This window comes from Pseudomonas sp. P42 (genome assembly GCF_017973755.1).
Classification (GTDB): Bacteria; Pseudomonadota; Gammaproteobacteria; order Pseudomonadales; family Pseudomonadaceae; genus Aquipseudomonas; species Aquipseudomonas iridis.
Map to the genome: position 1 here is coordinate 1 of NZ_JACOPU010000011.1, position 22059 is coordinate 22059.

The window sequence follows — 22059 nt, forward strand, 5'->3', positions numbered from 1 at the left end:
CATCCCGAACTCAGCAGTGAAACGATGCATCGCCGATGGTAGTGTGGGGTTTCCCCATGTGAGAGTAGGTCATCGTCAAGATTAAATTCCGAAACCCCAATTGCGAAAGCAGTTGGGGTTTTGTTTTAGTAGAAGTACCCGTTTTTGCTGTCTCGTCATCGTGTTGACGGGCCAGTTATAGAATTTCTTGACGACCATAGAGCGTTGGAACCACCTGATCCCATCCCGAACTCAGTAGTGAAACGATGCATCGCCGATGGTAGTGTGGGGTTTCCCCATGTGAGAGTAGGTCATCGTCAAGATTAAATTCCGAAACCCCTGTCTGCTAACGCAGACAGGGGTTTTGTTGTTTCAGAGCCTATAAAAATCAAACCATCAAGCTGCTTTGCGAGCCTTGCTGATACGTCGAGCCTGCCACTTGCGCTACTAGATGTGGACACCAGTTGCCGATAAACCCGCAATCAAAACGCCTAATACCGCGATCATCACTTGACCAGTAAACCCGATGATCCGTCCACCATGTATCGGTAACTGCAACCGATAAAACTGTTCTCCCAATGTCCCCTGTCCTGCAATTTCCTGCCCTAGCAATCGCCCATCCGTACCGTGAAAGAACAGCCAGGATTTGCCATGTGCTTCCGTGTCGTGCTGTCCAAATCCTGCGCCGTAGACGTTGTACTCAAAGCTGTAATACGACTCCCCGATTGACGCTGTCAGCCCTAACTTTTCTCCCTCCTGCTTTGCCCTACCCTAAGCCTGTTGTTAACTCAGTTAGGCGGTCGACCACTTTTTCCAGCACCGCCCGCCACGCGGCAACGTCAGCCAAAGGGCTACGAAACAATCGATCACCCAAGCAACGGCAACCGACCCCATCAGCAGCAATCCCCAGTGGCCGGGTAGCGCGCATGAAATGTTTCCCCACTGATACGACAAAGCCAGCCCCTGAACATCCGGGGCTGGCTTTTTTATGCACAAGGCAATGGCTTAGAACTGATAGCTGACCGTGGCTGCAACATTGCGCTCTTCACCCATGTAGCAGAAGTTCAGGCTGGCGCAGGATGCCACGTAGGACTCGTTTGTCAGGTTGTTCGCGTTCAGGCGTACGTCAACGCCCTTCAAGCCGACTTTGCCCAGGTCGTAGCCAATCGACGCGTCGAACAGCGTGTAGGACGGGACCTTCATAGTGTTCTCCGCGTCCGCCCAGCTGTAGCCGACATAACGCACCCCGCCGCCCAAACGCAGACCATCGAGTGCCGCACTGTCGAACTTATAGTCAGCCCACAACGACGCCATGTGCCGAGGCGCTTGGGTCGGTGAATTGCCTTTGTTCTCGATCACGTCGGCAGGAGTGCTCAGCGTGCTGACCATCGACTTCGAATACTCGATATCAGTGAAGGTGTAACTGCCGAGGACTTTCAGGTGATCGGTCAGTTGCATGTGCGCTTCCAGTTCCAGACCCTGAGAGCGGACAGCTCCTACAGCGCGGTAGAAGTTTTCCTGCGGCAGTTTGGTCGCCAGGTTTTCTTGATCAATGTGGAATAGCGACGCGGTGAACAAGTCGTCAGTGCCCGGCGGCTGATACTTCAGGCCTACTTCCCACTGCGTGCCATCAGTCGGGGCTAACGGATTGCCGGCGCTGTCGGCATAGGAGTTCGGGTTAAACGACTCGGAGTAGCTGACGTAAGGCGCCAAGCCGTTATCGAACAGGTACAGCGCACCGGCGCGGCCAGTCAGCTTGGTGCGCTGGTCTTTGATTTCGCTGCCCTCGGGGCGCCCGGCCTCGGCGATGCGGTTTTCGTCAGACGTCTCAACCCAGTCCTGACGCAGACCCAGCGAGAAGCGCCATTTGTCCATCTCGATCAAGTCTTGCAGGTAAACGCCGGTTTGCTCCAGGCGACGCAGGTAACGGGTCTTGCCGTACAGGTCGATCGCCGAGTTGCCATACACCGGATTGAACGCGTTGATCGGTGCGAGGCCGCCGCTGGTCCAGTCGACCACGGTTTTGCGCCGCTGATAATCCGCCCCCATCAGCACTGTGTGCTTGGTCGCGGCGGTAAAAAATTCGGCCTGCAGCATGTTGTCGACGATAAAGGCATGCAGGCGCTCGTCACCGCCCGTGTAGTAGCGGTTCAACTCGTTGCTGGTTGGCGACGTCCAGCCATAGGCATACACCTGATCCATGTTCACTTTGGAATCGAGGTAACGGAAGTTCTGCCGCGCCGTGAAGACATCGTTGAAGCGATGTTCGAACTGATAACCGAACGATTGCTGATCACGGGAATAGCCATCAATGCTCGGCTCACCCTCGAAGAAGTGCGGCGAGATCCGCTGACCATTACGCTGATGAATCGTACCGTCGGCGGGTACACCACCGTGGTAGCCGCCATCCGGATCGTGTTGCAGATACGCCTGCAGCGTCAGTGACGTGTCTTCAGTGAAATCAATGCTGAGGGTCGGCGCGAGGGCGAAGCGCTTTTCCTTGTTGTGGTCGAATTGTGTGTCGGACTGATCCGACAAGCCAGTCAGACGATAGGCGATACGCTTGTCGTCATCGACCGGGCCGCTGAAGTCAAAACCGACACCGCGCTGGCCTTGCGTGCCGACCGTGGCTTGCACCTGGTGATACGTCTCGTACAACGGTTTTTTACTGGTCAGCGCCACCAGACCACCCGGCGAGCTGCGGCCGTAGAGCACCGACGACGGGCCTTTGAGAATGTCCACGCGCTCAAGGAAATATGGATCGACCTGCATGGTGCTGTAGGTGCCGCTGTCACCCATCGACTTGAGGCCGTCGAGGTATATGTTATCCACCGAGCCGTCGTTGAAACCGCGCATCGCCACGTAGTCGTAACGGTGCGTGGCGCCATACGGATTGGTCAGCACGCCCGGTGTGTAGCGCATCGTTTGCGAAACCGTTTGTGCGCCCTGGTCATCCATTTGTTCACGGGTCACCACAGACACGCTTTGCGACGTTTCACGCAACGCGGTACTGGTCTTGGTGGCGATCTGGCTGTGAGTGGCGTTGTAGCCGTCCATACTGCCCAGCGCATTGCCGAGCGCGAAGCCTTTGATGTCCGTGGTCGGCAAGGCCAGCGCTCCGGTTTCTGTGAGCGAACGCAGAACATAGCTGCTGCCATCCTGACTGACCGCTTCGAGCCCCGAACCGCCGAGCAAATGGCTCAAGGCCTGATCGGTCGAGTATTCGCCCTGTACCCCGAGGGATTGCCGCCCCTGAGTCTGCTGTGGGGTCATCGACAACGTGATGCCGGCCTGGCGCGCGAACTGATTCAGCGCGTCACCCAACGGCCCGGCGGCGATGTTGTAGCGATGGCTGACCTCATTGGCACTGGCAGTGGCCGCCAGGCTCAGGCTCGGTAACGCACCAACGCCCAACGCAGTGGAGAACAATGCTGCCCGAACGGCGTGGCGCAGCAGGCCCGATTCGGCAGTGGAATTCAGAGGGTTCTTACAGGTGGTACGGACAGTCATTTCAGGTTTCCGTAGGAAGTCGCGAAGGCAGAGTTGAAGTGCTTACTGACTAAGCCGGACTTGCTGCGAAAACCCGCCAAAAAAATTTCAGACTGCAGCTTCCAGGGTTACCCACCAGCGAGTGCGATAGCGCAGCTGCACCGGCAAGGTCCGCGGCAGGATCGCTAGTAGTTTGTCGGTGTCCTCCAGACGGAATACGCCGGACAGACGCAAATCAGCCACATCCGACGCGCAGCTCAAAAAGCCCTGACGATAACGACCGACCTCAGTGAGGAAATCGCCCAGACGCATATTGCGCGTGACAATCAAGCCGTCGGCCCACCCGCCGACATCCATATTCAACGGTGGCGCCGCGCGCACGTGATGGTGATCAATCAGATAACTCTGCCCGGCGAACGCCTCGATCAAGGTGCCGCCAGCGCTAATGGCAACACGCCCACTGGTGACGCTCAGTTGCGTGCAATCGCTGTCCTGGCGCAAAACGAACCGCGCGCCCTGCGGCTCGTAAACGCCATGACGACTTTGCACACGCAGCGGCCGTTCGAAGGCTGAGCCCTCGTCCGCGCCGCCGCAGGTGACGATAATTTCGCCGCGAGTGAGTTTGATCAGCCTTTGCTGCGCGGTGTAATCCAGATCCACCGCACTGGCGGTGTTGAGCTCGATCCGCGTGCCGTCTGGCAACTGGAATCCACGCCGCTCGCCCGTCGCGGTGGCGTAATCGGCGCTCCATTGCTGCCAGGGCGAAGCGTCCTCGGCCAGCCATGTAGCGGAGCCCAGCAACAATGCGCCAGACAACAGCTTCAACGCCTGGCGCCGGCCCAAGCCCTGCGCACTGTTCTCCAACGTATTCAACGCCACTTGCGCACCCGGCACCGCGCGCAGGTTGTGGCTCAATTCGGCTTGCAGCGACTGCACCCGTTGCCACGCCAATTCATGTTCATGATGCTCGGCGCGCCATTGTTCGCACTGGCGGCTCAAGCGTGAATTACCGTGGTTATTGCGCAGACGCAGCAGCCAGTGAATTGCCTGTTTAACCACCTGTTGCTGGGGCTCGGCGCGGCGGCCGAGGGATAACTTGTCCACAGGCATCAGCTGTCGTACCGCAGCACATAGCAGTGATAGAGCGCATCGGCGACGTAGCGCTCGACCGAACGCAGCGATAATCCCATCTGTTCGGCGATCTGCTTGTGCGTCAAACCTTCGCACTGCGCCAGAAGAAACGCCTGACGCACTTTTGGCTTCAATCCTTCAAGCATGCGCGCGATGCTTTCCAGCAGTTCGATCACCAGCGCGCGGGCTTCGGCGCTCGGCGTTTCGGCCTCGGGCAGATGGGCGATGGTTTCCAGATACGCACGTTCGATCTCTTCACGGCGCCATTGGTCGATCACCAGGCCGCGCGCGATGGTACGCAGGAAGGTGCGAGGGGCCTTGAGTTCGAGACGTTCGGTGCGTTGCAGCAAGCGTACAAATGTATCTTGCGCCAGATCCGCCGCATCGGCCGCGTTGCCGAGCCGCGCGCGTAGCCAGGCATTCAGCCAGCCGTGATGACTACTGTAAAGCGCCTGTACTGCAAACTCAGGTGAGGACATGAACGCGCCAGCCCGAACGACACAAATGATAATTAGTCGCATTTTTATCAAGGGTAGGAAATTTTGCAACCTCCCCTCGAAGAACGCTCATAAAAAACACGGTGGCGACAGCTCTGGCACGCCGTTCGGCGGAAATCCGACATTAATGCCATCCATTTCCCACACAACCCTAAGATTTCTCCGAAACGTGCCGACAGACTGGTGAGACATGCGTGCACCAAAGTAGAGCGGCCATCAGAACGCTGCCTGCCAGCTATTGGATATTTGGAGCTACATGGAATGTTGCATCCCCGAACGCATACCCACTTTTGCATAAGAAGTCCCATGAAATGAATCTCAAGTTCAGCCATAAAATCCTGTTGGCCGCCTCGGGCGTCGTGGTCCTGGCTTTCGCTTTGTTCACCCTCTACAACGACTATCTGCAGCGAAACACCATTCGCCAGAACCTCCAGTCCTCCGTGCAGCAGGCCGGCGATCTGACCGCCAGCAGCGTGCAGAACTGGATGAGCGGGCGGATTCTGGTGCTGGAAAACCTCGCGCAGAACGTTGCCCATCAGGGCAAGGAAGCCGACTTCCCGGGCCTGGTCGATCAACCAGCCTTCACCTCGAACTTCCAGTTCACCTACGTCGGCCAGGCCAACGGTGTATTCACCCAACGCCCAGACGCGAAGATGCCGGACGGTTACGACCCGCGTCAGCGCCCTTGGTACAAGCAAGCAGTGGTAGCCGACAAAACCATGCTGACGCCGCCTTACATGGCCGCCGTCGGCGGTCTGGTGGTGACCATTGCCATGCCGGTGAAGAAGAACGGCGAGTTGATTGGCGTGGTCGGCGGTGACCTGAGCCTGGAAACCCTGGTGAAGATCATCAACTCGGTGGACTTCGGTGGCATCGGCCACGCGTTCCTGGTCAGCGGTGACGGCCAGGTGATCGTCAGCCCGGACAAAGATCAGGTGATGAAGAACCTGAAAGACATCTACCCGAACTCCAGCGTCCGCATCGAAAAGGGCAACCAGAACGTCGTGCTCAACGGTCAGGAACGCATCCTGTCGTTTACCCCGGTCAGTGGTTTGCCCAATGCCGAGTGGTACATCGGTCTGTCGATCGATCGCGACAAGGCCTACGCCGCACTCAGCCAGTTCCGTACTTCGGCGCTGATCGCCATGTTCGTGGCGGTGGGTGCAATTGCCGTGTTCCTGAGCCTTTTGATCACCGTGCTGATGCGTCCGCTGATCACCATGGGCCGCGCGATGCAGGACATCGCACAGGGCGAAGGCGATTTGACGCGTCGTCTGGCGGTCGAGAGCAAAGATGAATTCGGTGAACTGGGCAGCTCGTTCAACCAGTTTGTCGAGCGGATTCACGCGTCGATTTCCGAAGTGTCTTCGGCGACCCGCCAGGTGCATGATCTGTCGCAACGCGTGATGGCTTCGTCCAACGCTTCCATCGTCGGTTCGGACGAGCAAAGTGCGCGCACCAACAGCGTCGCTGCCGCGATCAACGAACTGGGTGCCGCCACTCAGGAAATCGCCCGCAACGCTGCCGATGCTTCGCAGCACGCCAGCGGCGCGAGTGAGCAGGCTGATGACGGTCGCCAAGTGGTGGAGCAAACCATTCTGGCGATGACCGAGTTGTCGCAGAAGATCAGCCTGTCGTGCACGCAGATCGAAACGCTGAACGCCAGCACCGACAACATCGGCCACATCCTCGATGTGATCAAAGGCATTTCGCAGCAGACCAATCTGCTGGCGCTCAACGCCGCGATTGAAGCAGCACGTGCAGGTGAAGCCGGACGCGGTTTTGCGGTAGTGGCGGACGAGGTGCGTAACCTCGCCCACCGTACCCAGGAATCGGCGGAAGAGATCCACAAGATGATCACGTCGTTGCAGGTCGGTTCGCGTGAGGCGGTGAGCACCATGAACGCCAGCCAGGCGTCCAGCGAGCAAAGCGTTGAAGTGGCCAACCAGGCCGGTTTGCGCCTGGTCAGCGTGACCCAGCGCATCGGCGAAATCGACGGCATGAACCAGTCGGTAGCCGCTGCAACTGAAGAGCAGACGGCGGTGGTGGAAACCCTCAACGTCGACGTTAACCAGATCAACCTGTTGAACCAGCAGAGCGTGGCCAACCTCAACGAAACGTTGAAGGATTGTGATGCGTTGTCGCAGCAGGCGAATCGTTTGAAGCAGTTGGTGGACAGCTTCAAGATCTGATCGCGTTATCGTTCATCGCGGGCAAGCCCGCTCCCACAGGTTTTTTGGCGAACACAACATTTGTGAACGACCTGGACCCTGTGGGAGCTGGCTTGCCAGCGATAGCGGTAGTTCACCCACCGCTCAACCCAAGCCTTAAACGAACAGCTTCAACACATTCCCCATCGCATCATCCGCAAACCCCTGCACAAAATCCTTGAACCCCGGCAATGCCGCCGCCCCACCACTGGCCGGCTCGGCAATGATCGTCCAGGTCGCCCGCGACTTCCCTTCGCCCAACGATTCAACCTTCATCGCCGCCCAAAGATTTGCCACGCCCAGCGTGTTGTAGATCGTCGTCCAGGTCATGCTTTGCGCCTGCTCGTCGCGGGAGTTGAGTTGTTCAACCACCACGTTGCCATCCCTGAAGAATTTCTTGCGCAGCGAGGACACACCCTCACCGGTCATCTCGATGTGCGACAGCGCCGGAATGAAACGGTCGAAACCGCCGAAGTCGCCGACCACCGCCCAGACTTTCGTCGCTTCTGCTGGTACTTCAACCGAAGACATGACGTGGCAGCCGTGCGGGTTTTTGATCAGGGTGTCGGGTTGCAGAGTGTTCATGGTGTTGCTCCTTTTTGATGAACTAGATGAAGTTGATTTCTTTCAGGTAATCGCAGCCGCGGCGCAGCAGCGCCGGGGATTTTTCCGGGTAGTGCGCGCCCATCTGCTGCACGCCGGCTTGCGCGTTGGCGTGGCCGATCAGAGAGATGTCGCCGATGTCTTCTTCGAAGCCGTTGAGGTAGAAACCGAGCACGCCGAACAGCGCGTTGTCGGCGTCGACCCGTCCCAGTTGTTGCTGCCAGTCGGCGACGCTGACCAGCGAGAATTCGCTGCCGGTATCGCGGAACGAGGCGACGTAGGCGTCCCAGCTCAGAGGCTCGGGGTTGTGCAGGTTGAACACCGCCCGTTCCGCCGAGTAACGGCTGGCGTGAAAGGCGATGAAGCGGGCGAGAAAGTCCACCGGCATCAGGTCGAAATTCAGTGCGAATGCAGGCACCTGGCCGAGCTGAATCGAGCCTTTGAGCATCAGCATCAAGCGGTTTTTGTGCGGCTGGCAGACGCCGCTCAGGCTGTTGAAACTGATGTTGCCGGGGCGATACAGATTGACCTGTACACCCAGCGTCCGCGCCCGTTCGAGGATGCGTTCGCCGACCCATTTCGACAGGTTATAGCCATTGCGGATATAGATCGGTGGCGTCGGCGCGGCAGGCAATTCCAGCACCCGACCCGCGTCGTCGACCGTGCTTGAAGCCGACAGTGTCGAGACAAAATTGAAGACCTTTTTGCTGCGCCCTTCGCACAGGCGCAGCAGCTCGAAAATCGGCTCGACGTTGTCCGCTGCCAGTGACTCGTAATCGAGGACGTGATTAACGTTGGCTGCGTTGTGCACCAGCGCACCGAACTCACCGTCCAGCCGCTGATAGTCGTCGTCCCCCAGCCCGAGTTGCGGACGCGTGATGTCTGCCGCGTACACCCGCACCCGACTCAGATCCAGATGTTCCAGCCGGTTTTCGCGCAGTGCCTGAGCGAAGCGCTGCGCCGCTGTTTGCCCGCCCCCGTCGCGCACCAGGCACGCCACTTCACTGGCGCCCCAACCGAGCAACGCCTCGACGATGTGCACGCCGACAAAACTGTTGGCGCCGGTGACGATCACCTTGTGCACATCGCCCATGCGGCTGATTGGCAACGGTTCGATATCCAACGCACGCTCGGCGTCGGCCATGGCTTGGCCACTGAGTACGGCGCTGTCATCGGTGCCGCGCACCAGCGTGGCGAGTTTGATGATGGTCGGCTGTTCGATGAAGCGATTGATCGAGATGCTGCGGCCGAATTCTTCACGCAAGCGCAGCAACATGCGCGACAGCAGGATCGAGTGACCTCCGAGATTGAAGAAGCTCTCGTCGGTGGAAATATCGCTGGTCGGCAGCTCCAGCAACTCCGCCCAGATCTCCAGCAGCAGCGCTTCGTCTTCATTGACCGGCAGGCATTTCGGGCTGTTGTCCTGCACGCTCACCGGTAACGCCAGCAGCGCTTTGCGGTCGACCTTGCCGTTGCTGGCGAACGGCATGCCCGACAGCTCAGTCCACGCCACCGGTTGCATGTAGTCGGGTAAAAATTGCTGGGCGTGGGCTTTCAATGCGTCGCGGGCAGCGTCCGTTTGCGGCTGGGCGAGAAACGCCAGAATCCGTCGTTGAGGGTCGATCACCACCGCGATTTGCCGGTACAACTGGCTTTCGCGCAGGCAGCGTTCTATCTCTTCCGGCTCGACCCGAAAGCCACGGATTTTCACCTGATTGTCGCGTCGCCCACACAGCTCGACGCCGTGCTCGCCCCACTTGGCCATGTCGCCACTGCGATAGGCACGCAGTTGCTCGCCGTCCGGCAGGTCGAGGGTCAGATAGCGCTCGGCGGTCTGCTGTGGATTGTTCAGGTAACCGAGGCAGACACCGGGCCCGACGATGAACAACTCGCCGACGGTGTGCTCGGCCACCGGTTGCAGATCGTCATCGAGAATCAGCACCTTGCTGTTGGCAATCGGCGAGCCGAGCGTGCGGTTGCTGTCGCCGGGTGTGAGCTGCCGCGCGGTGATCAGCACCGTGGCTTCAGTGGGCCCGTAGAGGTTGTGCAGTTTGCCTTGGCGGGTCAGTTGCTCGATGACGAACGGCTCGCAGACATCGCCGCCCGTCATTACCTGTTGCACGCCTTGCAGTTGTTCCAGCGGCAGGATGCTCAACAGCGCCGGTGGCAGGAACGCGTGTGTAAGTTGTCGGCGGCGAATCAGTGCGACCAGTTGCAGCGGATCGCGCCGTTGCGTGTCGTCGGGCACCACCAGTTCGGCGCCTTCGAGCAAGGTCGGGAAAATATCGATCAGCGACGAGTCGAAACTCAACGAAGAGAACTGCAGTACCCGGCTACTGGTGTTGAGTTGTGTGTAGTCGGCGTACCACGCAGTGAAGTGCGCAAGGTTTGCCTGACTGAGCAACACACCCTTCGGATGCCCGGTGGTGCCCGAGGTGTAGAGCGCCATGCACGGCGCGTCGAGTTCGGGGCGCTGGCGCATCAATGGTTGCGCGAGGTCTGCGTCGGCGCTGTCGATGCGGCTGACATCCAGCCCCGGCATCGATTCGCTCAGCGGATGCAAACCGTCATGCAGCAACAGCAGCGCGCCAGCGTTTTGCAGAATGTATTGCTGGCGCTGCAACGGATGGCTGGGTTCCAGCGGCAAGTACACCGCCCCACTGCCGAGAATCGCCAGAATCGAGGCGAACAGCGCGGGGCTTTTCGGCAGACAAATGCCTACTACCCAAGGCTGCGGATGCTGGTCGAGCAGGGGCTGCAAGCGCTGTTGAATCGCCTGGCTATGCGCATACAACTGTCGATAGCTGATCGACTGCTCAGCGAGGTGCAGCGCAGGGCGATCGGCGTGGCGAATCAGGCTCTGTTGCAGACCTTCTATCAGCGGAGTTTGCGCCTGTTTCAGCAAGACCGGATTCGCGGTGGCGTTATGGCGATGAACGTAGGCAAGGCTGTCGAGAAACTGCAGGTTTTCCAGCCGCTCGAAATCCGGCGCCGTCACTGCAGCGGCATGCCGCAAGTATTCCGGGTCGCGGGAGTAGCGGCTGACCAGCAACGACACTTCGTCCACCACGTGCATCAGCACCCTTTGGCGCAATGCCTGCCCGTTGCCGGACGGCTCATCGCCAATCGGCACGCGGCTGATCAGTGACGAGCCGAGGAAGCACAGCAGGTCGATCGACGGCAGACCTGCATTGCTATGCCCACTGACACCCAAACGCAAATGCAGGTGTGGGATCGCGCAGAAGTCGCCGGCCGCGATGAAGCCATCATCAATGATCAAATCCACTGTCGATTTCGCTGCGCCGCTGCGATCCAGAGAGTGGCCCTGCTGTTCAAGTTCCTGCGCCAGGTCGGTCATCGCCTGGCTGGCGCCAATCAATAAAATATCGAGACGTTTCATGTCGGCCTCCTCAAACCAGGTAGTCGCGCAGGGCGTGCTGCACGCACGGTGTGTCGAGCAGCGAGCTGTTGTGGAAAAACTTGATGATGTTGCCCACCAGCGGGTGATGGCGATTGATCGGGAAGGCCAGACCGGTCATCTCTTCCTTGAGCAAAAGGCGCGTACCTTCGCTGACCGGCAGGGCATCGATCAGGCGTAAATCGAAGGATTTCTGGATGTCGTTGGTCAGGTAGTGGGCGATGAACACCGGCAGAATCTTCGCGATGGCTTCTCGATCGGCCTCGCTCGCGGTGTGCCAATAGATGCGCACCATTTGCGCCCAGAAACTGGAATGACGACCCTCGTCGAGCAAGTGGTCGGCCATCAGGCCTTTGATCGACGGCTTGACCGTGTCGTCGCGGGCGAACGCCGCCACGTCGCCGGTCACGGTGTTCTCGGCGATGGCCACGCAGATCAGTTCCACGGCGCTGCGCAGATGTTCCGGCGCCAGCGCGACAGCGGCGGGAATCGCCCGGCTCAGTTCGATTTGATCCGGCAAGCGGATCGGCTCAATGCCGGTCATGGCGACCGTCTGCTGCATGAAATCCATCGCCACCAGCGCGTGGTAATCCTCGTCGACCACAACGGTCATCGCGTCATAACGACAGGCGAACGGGAACGCTACGGCGAAGCGGTTCTTGGCAATGCTGCGCGCGGTCTTGTCGACGATTTCGGTCTCGAAAATCACCACGTCGTTGATGAACTTGTACAGCGTCTGCACCAAGGCGAAATCACGTTGCTGCGGGCATTCACGCAGGAAGGTTTCGCTGAGCACCAGTGGTTGGCGACTGAGCGGATAGATCAGACGCTCGTCGTTTTCCAGAACGCGGCGCGGGCGCGTGCGGATGGTGGCGCGGCTTTCCCAGACATCGGCAAAGGACTGATAGTCGGCAGCGTTCATTGGGCAACCTCCGCCAACGGCTCGCGCATGCTCACGCGCAGGCCATCCCACAGGGCGATGCGGCTTTCGACGGCGGCGATGGCGCTGGCGTATACCTCGGCCTCGCGTTGCTGATCGCCATTGACCAGGCGCTCGAGCAACTGCTCCGCCGCCGGGCCGTGATCCTCGGAGTCGACCTCGATGTGCCGCTTCAGGTAATAGCGAAAGGTCGGCGCCTGTTCGATGCCGATGCCCCAGTCGTCGAGGATGCGCTGGAACATGGTCGGGATCACACTTTCGCGGCCATGAAGGAACGCGGCGGCAACGCTGTGTCCCGGTGCATGCAGGGCGGTGCGCAAGGTGTCACGGACGAATTGGGCAGCGGCCGGATCGACGTCGACACTTTGCAGCGCCACGTCATAACTCACGCCTTCCTTTTGCAGCGCGACGAAGCGTTCCGCCGCCGAGGTGCTAGCGCCGACTTCGCGCATGGCATCCAGATACAACTCGAAATGGCTGTAATGACCGTGGCTCAGGCGGTTGTCGGATTCCTCTCCGAGGACAATCTCGTTGATCAGGCGTGCAGCATGCGGATCACGCGGCGGCAGCCAGGGCAAACGGGTGCAGGTCAGTTCCTGTTGCAGGCGTTTGGTCAGTGACATGAAATCCCACACGGCAAACACGTGGCTTTCCATGAAACGTCGCAAAACAGTCATTGAATCAATTTCGGCAAAAATCGGGTGAGCGCTGAGCTCGGCTTTTTTCAGGGCAAGTTGGTGCTTTGTATTAGACATGACAGGGCTCTATCCTTGATATGAAATGGACAATACGTTGCAACTGCGTAATCGATGGAGCGTCGGTTCGTTAATCTTTTTTCGGGCGAGCAGTGACCTCGTGCAACTTAATGAAGTTGAACTAAGTGTCTATGCGTACAGCACGCTAGTCAGGTGAGGTATCGCCCTCTATTGGTCATGCTGTGGGTCTATGTGCGGCGGGAGAAGAGATCTCAAGCTCGGCGGAGAAAAACTAATACATCTGAAAACAACTTAACAAGTATATTTTTTAATTATTTTTAGTTGTCGTTTTTCAAGTGTGAGAGTGTCCGATAAAACTCTTCGAGTAAGTTTTATTGAAGCGAAGTTGCTCCTTTCGGTCAACAAAGACCAAAATCGAATAAGCAGAGTGAATGCCTCACTCCAAGCAACTTTTAAATTAAAAAAATGAAGTTTTTTAAGGGGATGAAAGTTGGCCAGGAAAGGCACCGATCTTTCCTTTTCCCGTGACAAGGCTCCTTCCGTAGGTTCCTGTTGCGGGGACTGCGCCTTCAGTGCGGTGCGTCGCCCGTTCTATTGTGTTGGCGGTTCAAGACTGAGGGTAAATGGCCTTCACGGCTATTACCGATTGGTCACCGCGAGGCGTACCGATTTCGGGCTTGTTTGGCGCAGGAGGTTAGAGCGCAGGAGGGGATATGCCAGTGGATTCGTGCCCGTAGGGCGGGGGATTTGTAAGCGGGTTATTCGCCGGGCAGAAGCATTGCTCCCCGCCCGGCGTGCAGCTTCAACGTGCGGCTTTGCGGTGTTGCGCCTCAGGGCTGGCGAGATAGCGGTTGATGACTTCAACACCGCGGTTGAGGTGCTGCTCAAGCAGTGCCACCGAGCGCTCGACATCACGCGCCATCACCGCTTGCAGCATCGCGCGGTGGTCGTCCTGAGACAGCTTGCCCAGGCCCATGGCCTCGAGGTTGAAGCGCAGGAAGCGCTCTTCTTCGTTGAGCCCGTCTTCGACCAGCCGCAATAGCCGCCGGTTGGGTGCCTTGCTGTACATCGCCATGTGCAACAAACGGTTGAGCCGGCCGATCTCCGTGTAATCGTGCTGGGTCTCGAGCTCGTCGATATACCTGGCCGCCTGCTCGTGATCGGCAGCGGTCAGCAGCGGAATGGATTGGCGCATGGCTTCGGACTCAAGCAGAATCCGCAGCTCGTAGGTTTGCGTGGCGTCACCCTGAATCAGCGGCGCAACCACTGCGCCTTTGTGTGCAGTCACACTCAGCAGCGCTTGTGCCTCAAGCTGACGCAAGGCTTCGCGCACGGGCATGCGGCTGACCCCGAACAGATCGGCCAGATCCTGCTGGCGCAGGGCGGTACCGCAGGGCAAGCGTCCGTCAAGGATGGCTGCGCGCAAGGTTTCTTCAATGATCGAGCGAGCCAAGTGTGCGGGAATGGGCCCATCGACTTTAATGCTCTGCAGCGGTTTGGGCTTCTGTGTCACGACTACGCACCCTGTATGTCGACTGAATTTGGATCCAAAGGACACTAGTGACTGCTCTACAGCTTGTCAAACCGTGTAGAGGATCGACGCCTGCAATACAGTTTAGCGCGGTCACGATGATCTCATGGTGCCATTGTTTTTTAACGGGCTAAGCTTCACCATCAAACGCTTTCCTTCCTGCCCTCTGGAAACCTTCTGTGGCGGTACGTTTCGCGATCCCTCGGATGATGCGCTGGCTAGGCTGCGCACTGTTGCTGGCCGGCCTCATGCTGGGCGGTCTGCATGCCGATTGGGATTTTTCCGCGATCAGCCGCAAGGCCACGGCGATCTACGGACCGCTGGGCGCCGGACAGCAGCGGATCGATGCCTGGCAAAATCTGTTGGCCACGCAGAAACAGGTCAGCGAAATGGAAAAACTCAAAGTGGTGAACCTGTTCTTTAACAAACAGGTGCGCTATGTCGAAGACATTGATCTGTGGCATGAGGTCGACTATTGGGAAACCCCCATCGAAGCACTGTGGAAAGGCGCCGGTGACTGCGAAGACTATGCGATCGCCAAGTATTTCAGCCTGCGTCATCTCGGGGTGTCCAGTGACAAGCTGCGCATCACTTACGTCAAGGCACTGCGCCAGAACCGCGCGCACATGGTGCTGACGTACTATGCCACTCCCGATGCCATGCCGCTGGTGCTCGACAGCCTGATCGATCCGATTCAGCCTGCCTCCCAGCGAACCGATTTGCTGCCGGTCTACTCTTTCAATGCTGAAGGTTTGTATTTGCCGGGCGCCAAGGGCAACAAAAAGGTCGGCGACACCAAGCGCCTGTCGCGCTGGCAGGATGTGCTGAAGAAAATGCAGGCCGAAGGTTTCGCGATCGAAACGATTAACTAGGAGCACGCGCTCAGATGTCCTTGTTCAAACAGCTGTTGCTCGCTATCTGTCTGTTCCTGGTGGTCGCCTTCACCGGCAGCTTCATGGTCAGTCTGGAGAGCTCGCGTACCCAGTACGTCAACCAGTTGCGCTCTCACGCTCAGGACGCCGCCACGGCGTTGGCGTTGTCGCTGACGCCGAATATCGACGACCCGGCGATGGTCGAGCTGCTGGTCAGCTCGATTTTCGACAGCGGTTACTACGCGAGCATCCGCGTGGTCGATGTGAAGACCGACCAGACCATCGTCGAGCGCAACGGTGCCCCCACGGTGAGTAACGTGCCGGACTGGTTCGTCAAACTGATCGGTCTGGAGCCGGCCGGCGGTGATGCATTGGTCAGTCGCGGCTGGGAACAGGCCGCGCGGGTCGAGGTGGTCAGCCATCCGATGTTTGCCGTGGCCAAGCTGTGGCAGAGCGCATTGGGCAGCCTCGGTTGGCTGCTGGTTTGCGGCGCCGTGAGTGCGGTGCTCGGCGCGCTGCTGCTGCGTCGCCAGTTGAAGCCGCTGGATTACATGGTCAAACAGTCCCACGCCATCGCCCGGCGTGAATTCCTCAGCCTGCCTGACTTGCCTCGCACCCCTGAACTTCGCCGTGTGGTGCAGGCGATGAACCAGATGGTCGAGAAGCTCAAGGCGCTGTTTCAGGAGCAGGCCGAGCGCAGCGAAAAACTGCGCGCCGAGTCCTATCAGGACAACCTCACGGGGCTGGCCAACCGGCGTTATTTCGAGATGCAACTGAACAATCGCGTGAGCAACCCGGAGCAGGCCAGCTCAGGTTATCTGCTGCTGTTACGGGTCCAGGATCTGGCCGGATTGAACCAGCGCCTGGGTGGTCAGCGCACCGATGAATTGTTGAAAGCGGTCGGCGAGCAACTGTCGCGCGAATGCGCCAAATACCCGGAAACCCAGAATCTCGTCACGCGTATTCGTGGCGGTGAGTTTGCCGTGCTGGCGCCGGGCCTGGTGCGTGAGGAAGCGCTGCAACTGGCGCAAAACCTCGACAGTGCCCTGAGCAGCCTGCACGCCACCGGCGCAACTGACGTGGCGGCGGTAGCGTCGATCGGTCTTGCACCGTTTGCACACGGCGATTCACCACAAGCGGTGCTCAGCCTCGGCGATCAGGCATTGGCCCAGGCCGAAGGGCAGGGCGAGCGGAACTGGGCGTGTATCGATCACAGCCTGAACGCCGATGTCGGCGACGATCACCATGCCTGGCATCGCTTGCTTGACCAGGCTCTGAGTCAGCAGCGCTTCGAGTTGTATTTCCAGCCAGTGGTGGCCGCGCAAGACACGCAACTGGTGCTGCATTACAAAGTGCTGTCGCGCTTGCTCGACGAGCAGGGCCAGACCGTCCCGGCAGGACGCTTCTTGCCGTGGCTGGAGCGCTTCGGCTGGACCGCACGGCTCGATCGCCTGATGCTGGAGCGTGTGCTGGAGCAGATGAAAGAACATGAGGATTCGTTGGCGCTGAACCTGTCTTCGGCTACGTTGGCGGACCCACAGGCATTGAACAAAATCTTCGAGATTTTGCGGATGCATTCCAACCTCGGCCCACGCCTGACCCTTGAGATCGGCGAGGAGCAATTGCCTGAACAAGCGGTGCTGGAGCAATTGACCCGGCGTCTGCGTGAACTGGGTTTCTCCCTGAGCCTGCAACGTTTCGGCGGACGCTTCAGCATGATTGGCAACCTGGCGCGGCTAGGGCTGGCGTACTTGAAGATTGATGGCAGCTACATTCGTGCAATTGATCAGGAGAGCGACAAGCGTCTGTTTATCGAAGCCATCCAGCGCGCGGCGCACAGCATTGATCTGCCGCTGATTGCCGAGCGGGTCGAGACGGAAGGGGAGTTGTCGGTGATTCGCGAGATGGGCTTGTATGGGGTTCAGGGGCAGTTGTTGGGTGAGCCCAGGCCTTGGAAGTAAATCTCAAGATTTGAAAGCGAAAAGATCGCAGCCTTCGGCAGCTCCTACATTGGAATGCGTTCCCTGTAGGAGCTGCCGAAGGCTGCGATCTTTTGCTTCTAAATCAACCCGCCCTCATCCTCATCAATCAACTGACTCAACCCGCCCAATGCCTCACGCGCCTGAGTCCGATCCATCAGCTTGGCCTGGGCCGCTTGCGGCAGGTCGGTGACGCGGATCACACCTTTGCTGGTCAGCACCTGAATCAGGTCGTCGAGTACCCGAATCATCTCAAAGTCGCTCTGCTTGAGCTGTTTGAGGCTGTTTTCCACGGCTTCGTTGGCGTACCAGGCCTGGATTTCATGGTGGTCGGCCGGCAGCGTTTCCGTGGCCTCGGCGTAGGCCGCAGCTTCCACGCGAATCAACTCACCTTGCGCATCGCGTTGCACGTAAAACATTGGGCATCCCTCAGATATGAATCAGCGTCATGCTGTCAGCAGCATAGCCAACTGCGCGCAAGTATGCGGTGCGGCGATCCAGTCGTCACCGCTGCGCTCATCACAAACGTGACGGCCGCCCTGGAAGGGCGGCCGTTTTGTGCGCGGATCAGCTGTTGTTGTGGTCGACTTTGATGGTCGGGTCGCTGCCGGCAATCAGGTTGTGGATGTTGGCACTCGACCAGTTGTTGCCTTCCAGTTTGATCGTCACGTCCGGCGTTGCTGCGGCTGCGTCACCCGAGTTGAACTTGCCTGCCGAGCTGACTTGCAGCGACGACGTGCCATCGACCGTAGTGATCTTCAGGAAGTTGTCGATGGTGCTGCCGGTTTCGCCCTGCAACAGATCACGCAAGTCTATACGGTCACCTTCGCTGGCCTTGAAGTCCTTGATCACGTCGCTGCCGGTGTCACCCGCCTTCCAGACGAAGGTGTCGGCACCGGAACCACCGATCAGGATGTCATTGCCCTGACCGCCGATCAGCGTGTCGTTGCCGGTACCGCCCAGCAGGATGTCATTGCCTTTGCCGCCGTCGAGCAAATCGTTGCCGCCCGAGCCGAACAGGATGTCATTGCCCGCGCCGCCCAACAGGGTGTCGTTGCCGTCATGCGAACCGGACACATCGAACGCCTGATAGTGCTCGGTGATGTACTGGTGCACATTGCTGGTGCTGACTTTGCTGACCTCGACGCCGGTTTCCTTGGCGACGAACGCCTGCATTGCCTGGTAACCCTCGCCGGCAATGCCGTTGAAGCTCACCAGATCGCCGAACAGGATGTCGTTGCCAGCGCCACCGTTGACGGTGTCGTTGCCCGGCATCGTCGCTTCGGTGTGGCCGATGATCGAGTTGGCCAGGTCTTTCGGATCGATGTTGGTTTGCGGCGTGCTGTCCGAGTCGTACGGTTTCAGGTCGTTGAGGCTGACACCGCTGTTGAGGCCGATGGCTTCGACGTTCGACAGGTTGCTGAGCAACGAGAAGCTGCTGGTCGAGTTATTGGTGGTGTACCAGTCGGTGCTGTTACCGCTACCTGCCAGGCCGGACAACTCGTAAGTGCCGTCACCCTGAGCATGTACGGTGCCCAGATTGGTGGTGGACCAGCCATAACGGTTGGAGTACGTCTGCAACTGGGCAAAGCCGCTGGAGTTGATGCTCAGGTAATGCGTGCTGTCGATGTAAGTGCTGAAGGTATCGCCCAGCTTGTAGTTGCTGGTCGTCACCACACTGTCGAACTTCACGCTGCCGTACAGCGTCGGGTTGGTCTGCTCACTGGCCTGATAGTAAGTCGGCTGACCGTCGGTGATGAAGTACGTGAGGTTCTTCGCACCGGAGTTGGCCACCGCATCAGCACTCTGGAACCAGTTGGCTGTGGTTTTGAACACATCCTCGTAGTTAGTGCCGCCGCCCGAGCCCATCGAATCCAGCACGGCTTTGAGCTGCGTCAGGGCGTTTGGATCGTTAAGGTTCACCGACACCGATTTATTGACCTGGGTATCGAAGTCCACCAGGAAGATGTTCACCGTGCCCGAGTTGCTGCCACCCAGGCTCTGCTTGAGGGTGTTGAACACCGAGGTCAGCGAGTCCTTGGCCGAGTTGAGCGACGAGGTGCTCATACTGCCGGAGCTGTCGACCATGAACGCGATGTTGTAGTTGGTACCCGGCACTACGGTCAGACCGCCGATGTCGGCAACAATGATGTCGTTGCCATCGGTACCGACGACATTGTCATCAGCCGAAGTCGCGGTAATGGCGTTGTAGACCGCCGGCACCACGGTGACCGGAATGGTCGCGGTGCTGCTGGCCGAACCGCCCACGGCTTCGGTGGAGGTCGAAGTCACGGTCAGGTTGAACTGGCCGTTGTAGTAGGTCGGCGGGGTCACGGTCAGGCTACCGAGGCTCCAACCGGTGACATTGGCTTCGCCGTTGCTCGCGGTGACGGTGAAGCTATGGCCGGCGCCGTCGCTCAGTACTGAGCCGACCGGTGCGCCGCTGATCTTCACGCTCAGGGTTTCCGAGCCGTCGGTGTCGGTCAGCGCGGTGTTGATCGCCGACAGTTTCACCGTGGTGCCTTCGGCGCCGGTGTTGAGTTTGTAGCCGTCGTAATAGCCTTCGCCGTTAGTACCGTGCAGGTCGGAGACGGTCACGCCGGAGTTCACCAGATCCTGCACGCCGGTGTAGATCGGCACGCCAGCGCTGCTCAGGTCAATTGGCGTGCTGCCGTTGACCGACAGGTTCACGTCATAGCTGCCCAAGCCGCTCTGGTTGTGGTGGTAGATGTCCAGGGTGTAGTAGCCGCTGGTGGTCGGGGTGAACGAGCCGTTGAGTGTGCCGCCCGCGCCCCAGGTACCCGACGCCACGTTCTTGCCGCCGATAGTGACCAGCAGGCTGTCGTCGGCCACACCACTGAAGCTGTAGGTCTTGCCGGCTTCCAGGTAGATCAGGCCCGAAGTTTTTGATGCCGTCCCCGCAGCCACGTTGCCGTCGGACTGCACGTTGGTCACGCTGCCGCTGGAGTTAGGCGTACCCGCGCCGTCGATCACGTTCTTCAGGGTGGTCGAGTCTGCGCCGTTGCCGTTGGTGCCAAGGCCCGACAGACCGGTCCAGACTTCCTTGATCAGCCCGGTCGACCTCACGCTGTTGTCGGCGACGCCCAGAGTCGGAGCGTCCGCAACTGGCGTGATGTCGATCTTCACGGTGCCGGTATTGCCCAGCAGTTGGCCGTCGGTTGGCTGGAACTTGATCTGCGCATAGTCGGCCTGGTTGTTGCCAATGCCGGTACCGCCATAACCGTTCACGCCCGACTCGTTGGCGTCAGGCATGAAGCGCAGCTTGCCAGCGTCGATGTCAGCCTTGCTGAAGGTCTGGTTGTTGGCGACGTCTTTCCAGGTCGAACCGTCGAGGTACTGCAGTTTGCCTTCACCCGGCAGTTGGGTGATTTTCACCCCGAGGCTGCTGGCCGGGCTGTCAACGTCGGTCACGCCGAAGGTCGACCAGCCCAGGATCAGCGGGGTGTCTTCGGTGCCGGTGACGTTGATCGGCGCTGCAACCGGTGCGTCGTTCACCGCCACCACATTGACTGTGGTGGTTGCGGTGTTGGAGTAGTTGCCGCCATCGGTCACGGTCACGGTGATGATGCGCGGCACGATGCTCGGATCTTCACTGTTGTTGGTGAAGCTGATGTTCTTGATCGCCTGCATGTAATCGGCAAGCGTCGCGTTACCCGACAGAGTCAGGGTGACAGTGCCGTTGGTGTTGATTGCATTGATCGTGATGCCGTTGACGCTGTTGCCCAGATTCAGCGCATCGCCGTCCTGACGGTTGGTCAGCACAACGGTAGCGCCGGTCAGCATGGTGCTGTCCGGGTCGGTGATTCTGATATCGGTGTCGGCAATCGACACGCCGGCGCCCGGTGTGTTCTCGGTAAAGGTCACCTTGTAGTCGGCCCCGGTGGCGCCGCTGGAGTTGTTGGCGTCCAGATCGATAACCGGTGGCGCATCGTTGTCGAGGATCGAGGTGCTGACGCTGCCATTGGTGGTGCTGACCGCCAGATTCTCGAAGTTGCCGCCAGTGGCCGAGTCGATCTTGACCACGAAGTTCTCGGTGCCTTCGGTGATCTTGTCATCAAGGGTCGCGACGTTGAACTGCGCGCTGCTGGCGCCGGCCGGGATCTTCACGGTGTACACGCCAGTGAAGTCCGAACCGTCGGCAGCGGTGCCGCTGTAGACGATTTTCAGGGTCACCTCGGTTTGCGCCGGGTGCGTCAGGCTGACGGTATAGCTGGCGGTCTGACCTTCAGTTACCGAGGTGCTGCCGGTGATGCTGGCAGTGGTGGTGTCGATGGTGTCGGTGACGCTGGTCACTGCTGGAACAGTGCTTGGCACCAATTTTTCGAAGTTGCCACCGGTGGCGGTGCTGATCGTTGCCTGCACGGAACCGGCGTCTCTGTAGACGTCATCGGCTGGCGCAGGAACGGTCACGGTGCCGGTGGTCTTGCCCGCTTCGATGGTGATCACCGAGCCGTTACTCAGAGTCACGGTCACTGGTGAGCCAGCAGCGTTGGTCAGAGTGGCGGTGTAGGTGATCTGGCCACCCTCGGCCACAGAACCGGTTGCCGTCAGCGACAGGTTGGTGGTGTCGACGGTGTCGGTCACGGTGGTGCTGACCGGGGTTTTGTCGGCTACGAGGTTTTCGTAGTTGCCGCCGGTTACGTCGGTGATCGAGTTGGTCAGCGGGGTGTGAC

12 protein-coding genes, 2 rRNA genes and 3 pseudogenes are annotated in these 22059 nt (G+C 59.2%); 6 read left to right on the forward strand and 11 right to left on the reverse strand.

The annotated features are described in order from the left end of the window. Together rrf (H8B20_RS28450) and rrf (H8B20_RS27475) are read left to right on the forward strand one after the other, a co-directional pair. Nucleotides 1–81: ribosomal RNA gene (rrf, locus tag H8B20_RS28450) — 5S ribosomal RNA — on the forward strand; the annotation flags it as partial. A gap of 105 nt (nt 82–186) precedes the next feature. After that, nucleotides 187–302 (forward strand): 5S ribosomal RNA (gene rrf / locus H8B20_RS27475). Between the two features lie 124 nt (nt 303–426). Here rrf (H8B20_RS27475) and H8B20_RS28010 read toward each other — a convergent pair. From H8B20_RS28010 to H8B20_RS27490, 4 genes and pseudogenes are all read right to left on the reverse strand, one after another. Then, nucleotides 427–900, reverse strand: a pseudogene (locus H8B20_RS28010) (hypothetical protein); the annotation flags it as partial. Between the two features lie 84 nt (nt 901–984). Further along, a complete protein-coding gene (locus H8B20_RS27480; protein ID WP_210625205.1) occupies nt 985–3489 on the reverse strand; it encodes a TonB-dependent siderophore receptor in 2505 nt (834 codons plus the stop codon). An 87-nt stretch (nt 3490–3576) separates the two neighbouring features. After that, nucleotides 3577–4578: a FecR domain-containing protein gene (locus tag H8B20_RS27485; protein WP_210625206.1), complete on the reverse strand. Its 1002-nt coding sequence runs from the start codon at nt 4576–4578 to the stop codon at nt 3577–3579. Continuing rightward, nucleotides 4578–5078, reverse strand: coding sequence for a sigma-70 family RNA polymerase sigma factor (locus tag H8B20_RS27490; protein ID WP_210625207.1), 501 nt, complete (start codon nt 5076–5078; stop codon nt 4578–4580). Before H8B20_RS27490 ends, H8B20_RS27485 begins: the two co-directional genes overlap by 1 nt. Before the next feature lie 329 nt (nt 5079–5407). Here H8B20_RS27490 and H8B20_RS28430 point away from each other — a divergent pair. Beyond that, nucleotides 5408–6433: pseudogene (locus tag H8B20_RS28430) on the forward strand (HAMP domain-containing protein); the annotation flags it as partial. Nucleotides 6434–6502: 69 nt separating this feature from the next. Next, on the forward strand, nt 6503–7288 hold the full coding sequence (locus H8B20_RS28435; RefSeq protein WP_371857642.1) for a methyl-accepting chemotaxis protein: 786 nt from the start codon (nt 6503–6505) through the stop codon (nt 7286–7288). A gap of 135 nt (nt 7289–7423) precedes the next feature. Here H8B20_RS28435 and H8B20_RS27500 read toward each other — a convergent pair whose 3' ends face one another. From H8B20_RS27500 to H8B20_RS27520, 5 genes are all read right to left on the reverse strand, one after another. After that, nucleotides 7424–7891 carry an SRPBCC family protein gene (locus H8B20_RS27500; protein ID WP_210625208.1) on the reverse strand — a complete coding sequence of 156 codons (468 nt, stop codon included), beginning with the start codon at nt 7889–7891 and terminating at the stop codon, nt 7424–7426. Between the two features lie 22 nt (nt 7892–7913). After that, a complete protein-coding gene (locus tag H8B20_RS27505; RefSeq protein WP_210625209.1) occupies nt 7914–11309 on the reverse strand; it encodes an amino acid adenylation domain-containing protein in 3396 nt (1131 codons plus the stop codon). Between the two features lie 10 nt (nt 11310–11319). Then, entirely contained in the window at nt 11320–12249 is a 930-nt protein-coding gene (locus H8B20_RS27510) for a diiron oxygenase (RefSeq protein WP_210625210.1), read from the reverse strand. After that, a complete protein-coding gene (locus H8B20_RS27515; RefSeq protein ID WP_210625211.1) occupies nt 12246–13022 on the reverse strand; it encodes a DUF3050 domain-containing protein in 777 nt (258 codons plus the stop codon). Before H8B20_RS27515 ends, H8B20_RS27510 begins: the two co-directional genes overlap by 4 nt. 763 nt (nt 13023–13785) lie before the next feature. Further along, nucleotides 13786–14496 (reverse strand): GntR family transcriptional regulator, encoded by a 711-nt coding sequence (locus H8B20_RS27520; protein ID WP_210625212.1) that lies wholly within the window; start codon nt 14494–14496, stop codon nt 13786–13788. Between the two features lie 197 nt (nt 14497–14693). Between H8B20_RS27520 and lapG the strand changes: the two genes are divergently transcribed. Together lapG and lapD are read left to right on the forward strand one after the other, a co-directional pair. Beyond that, entirely contained in the window at nt 14694–15386 is a 693-nt protein-coding gene (lapG, locus tag H8B20_RS27525; protein WP_210625213.1) for a cysteine protease LapG, read from the forward strand. Between the two features lie 14 nt (nt 15387–15400). Next, entirely contained in the window at nt 15401–17347 is a 1947-nt protein-coding gene (gene lapD / locus H8B20_RS27530) for a cyclic di-GMP receptor LapD (RefSeq protein WP_210625214.1), read from the forward strand. A 98-nt stretch (nt 17348–17445) separates the two neighbouring features. Here lapD and H8B20_RS27535 read toward each other — a convergent pair whose 3' ends face one another. After that, a complete protein-coding gene (locus H8B20_RS27535; protein ID WP_210625215.1) occupies nt 17446–17784 on the reverse strand; it encodes a tryptophan synthase subunit beta in 339 nt (112 codons plus the stop codon). Between the two features lie 148 nt (nt 17785–17932). Beyond that, nucleotides 17933–22059: pseudogene (locus H8B20_RS27540) on the reverse strand (LapA family giant adhesin); the annotation flags it as partial.